Raw genomic sequence first — 4,818 nt, forward strand, 5'->3', positions numbered from 1 at the left:
TTTACCGATCACGGTGTGGGCATCCCGGTCGTTCGTTTGGGTGGCCCAGACGGCCGTCCCGTCTCCATTTACCGATCCGCAACGTTGCCTCCGTGACGTAGCCGGAGCGGGTGTGGGGGGAGACGAGTGCGAAGTTCGATGGTTCTGGGGGACCTGCGGGTACAGAAGCTCGCCCGGGCCGGCGGCGGCTGGTCGTACACGATCGTGTGGCCCGATGTCACGGTGGACGAGGAAGCGGACGGCTACCTGCGTACGCACGAGGGCAGCGGGTCCCAGAAGACGTACGCCTACTTCCTGGTTGATCACCTGCGCTGGCGGATCCGTGAGCGTCTGACCACGGAAACGATCACGCTCCTCGACATCTTTCGGTACATGGGGGCGGTGGGCGCCCAGGTGAACATGCCGTACGGGCAACCGTGGCGGACACCGCCGAAGCGCCCGTACGGGACGTCGGCCCTGCAGGTCCTGTCGGCCTGCCTGAAGGGCTTCTACGTCCATCAGTGCGCCGTGCGGGGCGTGAACGCCGATCTGAGGGACGCGCTGGACGCCCGACGGCTTCCCACCCAGGCCGACCGTAATCGGGCCCTGCTGGGGCATGTGAAGACCTCGATGCCGGCCAACCCGCTGGCCCCGAAGCGAGGGACTCGGCGCCGTCACCCCAAGATGCTGCCAGACGGGACCCGGCCCGAGCTCCTGGACGTGGTGAACACCGCCCGGGACAAGATGGTTGTGACCTGGCTGTCCGACACGAGCTTGCGCATCGGCGGCCTGACCGGGCTGCACCTGGTGGACCTGCACCTGCGCGACAACGCTCCATGCAGCGATTGCAAGAGCCCGCACGTCCACGTCTGTCACCGGTGGGGCAACGTGAACGGGGCAGCCGCGAAGATCAAGCCGGACTGGGCGATGGTCGACGGAGTGATCACCAAGGGGGAGATCTACCGAGTCAGCCCGGCCATGGTCAGCAGCTACTACGAGTACATGACGACGGAGTACACCCAGTACGCCGCTGGGCACGGCATGCTCCTGATCCAGCTGGCTGGCCCGCAGCGCGGCGAGCCCTGGTCGGCGGACGCAGCCCGCGGCATGCTCCGGCGAGCCGGCCGCAGGGCCGAACTGCCAGGCCGGATCAAACCTCAAGCATTCCGTCACCAGTTCACCAACGACGTCATGGACGTCACGGACAACGATCCACATGTGGCCAAGGCCGTTGGGAACTGGGCCTCAGCGCAAATGGTCGACGAGGTCTACGGGCATCCTGACCTGCACTCTCCGCAGTTCATCACCGCGCTGAACAAGGTCTGGGGTGAGGAGGAGTGACCGCGGTCGCCCGCCTGCTGCTGCCCGTCGCCCCGAGCACCGCGACGTCCCGCACGACACGGGACAGGCTGGAACTGCTGAACGCGCTGATCGCAGGGCCGAACTTCGACCCGGTCTTCCGGCCCGACGTGATGCAGATCCTGCGTGACCATCCGGTCTACGGCTGGGGCTGCGGCGTCACCGGCTGCGAACGCACCCGCGACGCATTCCACGACTACTGCCAGGAACACGGCTACGAGTGGAAGGCCATCCGGGAGGCTGGAGGGAACATCGCTGACTTCCTGGCCTCCGCCCAGCCCAAGAAGCCCCGGGCCTGGCTGACTCCGCCGCCCTGCCTCGTTTGCCCCGATTTCCCGGCCCGCAGACAGACCCAGCTCTGCTACCTCCACGCCCAGCAGTGGGCCTCACACCGTCGGCACTTGCAGGCGAAGCACCAGCAGGAGGCCGTCTTCGAGGACTGGCTGGCGAGGGCCCGTCCTTTCCCCGGCTTCGGACCATGCCAGGTGCTGTCCTGCTACTACCGCGCAGAGCATGGCCTTGGGCTATGCCACCGCCACCACATCCACTACGTGAGGCAGAAGAATCCGGGTGGGGCCCGGCTACCGAAGTACTGGATCCGCCAGCTGGCCGAGTCGGGCGAACCGGTCCCGGTCAGCTATGACGACGAGGCCCTGTTCCACAAGTGGTGCCAGGAGATGGACCCTCCGCATCAGATCAACGGCAACCTGACGTTGCTGGGCCTGCGTCCTCTGATCAAGGCGGAGATCAAGTGGTGCATCTGTCACCACACCGAAGGCGAAGAGGGCGGTGTCTGGCCGATCTCCTGGGTCCAGAGGCTCATCGACGATTGCCGCCGCCAGGATGTGAACTCACTGGCCGACCTCGACCTGGACGCTTGCAAGACGCACCCGCGCCAGCTTGCCAGGGTGATGCTTCACTACCTGCGGCTAGTCTACTTCACGCGCGAGGACACCAAGGACGCCGGGTTCATCGAGACCGAGCACTTCGGCATCCGCTTTCCCCATACGCGCAGCCACATGGACCTCAGCCGAATCACCCAGCGGTGGCTGCGGGACATGTGCTGGGATCTGATGGCCGCACGCCTGCTGACCGGTCAGGCACGATCTCGTACTCCGTTCGACTTCGACCGGCGCGGCTGCAGCGAACTGAGTGCCTACCTTGAAATCGAGGCACCGGGCGGAGGCCACGATCCTGCCCTGCTGGCCGAGGCCCACATGATCGGGTTCGTGGCCGACCAGCGGCATCGTGTCAAGAACAAGCTGCCCTCGCTCGGGCAGCGGGCCAACGGCAAGAAGCTGGAAACCGGGATCGCTACCCCCGGGACGATGGCCACCATCTTCGACGGCGCCCGCCGGGTCCTGCGGTCCGGCCTGGAATCCGGCGTGACCGAGCGCATCGGGCTGGATCGCAGGTTCATCATCGCGCTGCCCTACGGGCCGAAGACCAAGGGACGCCGCAGGCCCTTCTCCGACGAGGTCGCCCGCGCTCTCGCCAGGGAGGAGAACCTCCAGCTGCTGGACGAGGCCGACGTTGAAGACCGCGGCGCGCGGGATATCTGGGAGGGCCTGGTCGTCACCGGACGCCGATGCACCGAAATCCTCAGGGTCCGCCTCGAGTGCACCAGCCGCATCGGCAACGTCCCCATGTTCTGGCACGACCAGACCAAGGTCGGCAACATCGACGAGGGCATCCGCATCCCCGAACGCTTCTACCAGCGGATCAAGGAACGACAGGCCAAGACCATCGCGCGCTTCGTCCAGCGCAAGGGCCGGCCGCCCACTCCCGAGGAACGGCTCAAGCTCGCACTGTTCCCCGCGCGGAACAGCAACCGCGAGTTCCTCAAGGGCATCACCTACAGCTGGTTCCACCACCTGTTCCAAAGCTGGATCCTCAGCCTCGACATTGGCAAGGCCGTCCCCCACCAGGCTCGCCACACCCTGGCCACCAACCTCTTGAAGGCCGGCGCCAACCTCTCGCAGGTCAAGCGCTACCTCGGGCAGGTCTCCGAGGCGATGGCCGAGCACTACACGCACATCGCCAACACCGACCCCAGGCTCAATGACGCCCTCCAGGCGGTCTGGGTCGGGGGCCCCGGCTCGTTCGAGCCGGGCATCGTGCTCTCCGGCAGCGAGCCGATGACCAAGGAAGAAGCCGAGGCGATGCTCATCGACCTCACCCGCAAGTCCACCCCGGCCGAGGGCGGATTCTGCACCTACCAGCCGGTCGTCGACGGAGACGCCTGCCCCTGGAAGCTCAACTGTCACCCCTGCACCGAGTTCGTCATGACCGGCGCCGACCTCGTCTACTGGCACCGCAAGCGCGAGCAGTGGCGCGTGATCGCCGAGGGGTCCTCACAAGAAGCCACCCGGGACTACATGCACAAGCTCTTCGAGCCCACGGCCCGCGCGATCGACGGCCTGGAACGGGCTCTCGCCGCCGTCGGCCTGCTTGAGGAAGCCCTTCAACTCGACCTTCGCCGGCCCCAGGACTACTTCGGCCGGGTCTGGTCCTCCGCCTTCCGCGCCGACGAACTCGTCCGACAGGCCGAGGCCGATGCCCTCGAGTTCGACGACGAGTACGCCATCGAGCAGCCGAGTGAGGCGACGCCGTGACCACCAGCACCCAGACCGCAGCCGCCACGGCCGCCCGTCGTCAGCAGACACAGGACAAGCTCGGGCAAGTCGAGAAGGCGATTGGCCAGCTCCGCCGCGAGCGAGGACGGCTCACAGTCCGGGCGATCGCCGACCGGGCGGACGTCTCTGTCACGTTTCTCTACGAGAACGCCGCGGCTCGCGCACTGGTCCAGAACGCCGTCACCGACAGCAAGAGCCGCCACGACCGCCGGACACGTGAGGAGCACGACCGGGTCGAAGCGACCTGGCGGGAGCGGGCGCTCAACGCGGAAGAGGAGCTGACTCAGGCCCAGAAGGAGATCTGCACGCAACGGCAACGGATCGGCGAGCTCATGGGGCACCTTCGCGACGCCGAGCAGATGGTCCCCGGCGAGTCCGTCCAGCAACTCGTCACCGAGAACACCACGCTCAAGCGCCGGCTTCAGCTGGTGACGCAGGAACACCGGTCGCTCCAGGAGCGGCTGCAAGGCGCACGTTCCAACCTGCGCTTCTCCGAGAAGCGCATTGCCGACCTCGAAGCCGAACTCCTCGAACTGAAGGCAGCACACCGTGGCTGAACCGAGCCAGGAGCAGGTCAAGCTCTCCCAACAGGACGCCGCGTCCCTTGCCAAGTTCCTGAGGGCCTTCGAGAAGTTCCTCGACGACTGCGACGAAGGCATCAGCGATGCCATGGCTGAGCACTTCGGATTCAGCCCGGCCGCCGAATCGCTCAGTGCGGCTCTGTCCATCCACGCGGACACACTCGAGGCTGCCCTCGACGCAACGGTCTTCCCTACGTCGCGAACGCCTACGTGACGCATCACCGCAGGTCAGAGCCGATTCAGACACTCTGAGAGTCGGTAAA

General features: G+C 66.4%; 4 protein-coding genes. All 4 read left to right on the forward strand.

The window, feature by feature from the left end; all coding sequences use genetic code 11:
* The first annotated feature begins 138 nt into the window (after nt 1-138).
* From AC07CM_RS50330 to AC07CM_RS50345, 4 genes are read left to right on the forward strand one after another with little or no spacing between them, the layout of a single operon-like run.
* Nucleotides 139-1,320 (forward strand): site-specific integrase, encoded by a 1,182-nt coding sequence (locus AC07CM_RS50330; protein WP_478883275.1) that lies wholly within the window; start codon nt 139-141, stop codon nt 1,318-1,320.
* Nucleotides 1,317-3,953, forward strand: coding sequence for a tyrosine-type recombinase/integrase (locus AC07CM_RS50335; RefSeq protein WP_478883276.1), 2,637 nt, complete (start codon nt 1,317-1,319; stop codon nt 3,951-3,953). Before AC07CM_RS50330 ends, AC07CM_RS50335 begins: the two co-directional genes overlap by 4 nt.
* Nucleotides 3,950-4,531 carry a DUF6262 family protein gene (locus AC07CM_RS50340; RefSeq protein ID WP_478883277.1) on the forward strand — a complete coding sequence of 194 codons (582 nt, stop codon included), beginning with the start codon at nt 3,950-3,952 and terminating at the stop codon, nt 4,529-4,531. The genes AC07CM_RS50335 and AC07CM_RS50340 overlap by 4 nt, the downstream gene beginning before the upstream one ends.
* Nucleotides 4,524-4,769, forward strand: a complete 246-nt coding sequence (locus AC07CM_RS50345; protein WP_478883278.1) for a hypothetical protein — start codon at nt 4,524-4,526, stop codon at nt 4,767-4,769. Before AC07CM_RS50340 ends, AC07CM_RS50345 begins: the two co-directional genes overlap by 8 nt.
* Nucleotides 4,770-4,818 lie beyond the last annotated feature (49 nt).

The organism is Streptomyces sp. NPDC044061 (assembly GCF_056434305.1).

What these genes read in the sequence shown, in the direction of transcription:
- AC07CM_RS50330 (WP_478883275.1), top strand. Translation starts at nt 139, where the DNA reads ATGGTTCTGGGGGACCTGCGGGTACAGAAGCTCGCCCGGGCCGGCGGC.